The following is a 920-nucleotide window of genomic DNA, read 5'->3' on the forward strand; positions in this document are numbered from 1 at the left end:
TTTGCCGCAAGCGTGACTTGAAGGCCATTCTGACTAACGAAGAGGACGCACTTGTTAATCGACTTTTAGTCGACCGCTTACGCGGTCGATAGGATCCACTTTGCCGCTTGACGCCCGAAGGCTCATATGTGTTATGTGTTTCGCTCTATTGGTACATAGATATCGATAGCTGAATTAGGTTTGTTCCAGCTAAACCGATAGTCATAACGTTCAAAATGTATAAGTGTTCTATTTTCATTTAGGCCAAAGTTAGATGATGGAATAATTTGTTTATAAATTTGATAGATTGTTGACTTAATAAGCCCCATCGCTCCTACGTGCTGAAAACAAACATATTCACCGGTATTTATTGTTTCTACGTCAAATCCATCAATTTCGATATTAGATGGAATTGCCACCATATAAAAATACTTATTGCCTATTTTTTTGGTGATACCGTACTTCACCCAACTTGTTCCTAACTTTAATTTTCTGGATTTCAAAGCATTATTGAAATTTTGCCAGTGCTTTGTGATTATTTGATAATTCTCACTTTGTGAAGTCGTTAACTCAGTGCATAATCCATAAACTTTGAATTCCTCCACTATCACTGGTTTAAAATCCATACCATTTACCCATTAAATTTAAATCAGAAAGACTGATTGATAACTGACAAGACACATAACGCCTTGGCATAAGGTGCGCCAACGCAATACTTACTAAACCAAATACACTTCAAACCAAAACCGCCGAGCGTTAAGCGTCACCTTAATGCCTTTGATACTTATTGAGCCTTCTCCGACAACATGCCCCAAAGGAGTATGCTGGAAGGCGACTAAACCAAAAAACGGAGAAGACTCATATGCAATTCTATACGAAGAACCACCCTTATTACTGCGGGATAGATCTCCATGCCCGTTCTTTATATGTCTGCATCATCA

1 protein-coding gene is annotated in these 920 nt (G+C 38.5%); it reads right to left on the reverse strand.

All coding sequences use genetic code 11. The features are described from left to right. Nucleotides 1–131: 131 nt before the first annotated feature. Complete coding sequence (locus ASV53_RS24225) at nucleotides 132–605, reverse strand: GyrI-like domain-containing protein (RefSeq protein ID WP_094959014.1); 474 nt, start codon at nucleotides 603–605, stop codon at nucleotides 132–134. Nucleotides 606–920: the final 315 nt, after the last annotated feature.

The sequence above is a fragment of the Photobacterium sanguinicancri genome, assembly GCF_002265265.1.
In the GTDB taxonomy this organism is placed as follows: domain Bacteria; phylum Pseudomonadota; class Gammaproteobacteria; order Enterobacterales; family Vibrionaceae; genus Photobacterium; species Photobacterium sanguinicancri.

Bases quoted from the DNA above. Each gene is read 5' to 3' on its own strand.
- ASV53_RS24225 (WP_094959014.1), bottom strand. From the start codon at position 605: ATGGATTTTAAACCAGTGATAGTGGAGGAATTCAAAGTTTATGGATTA.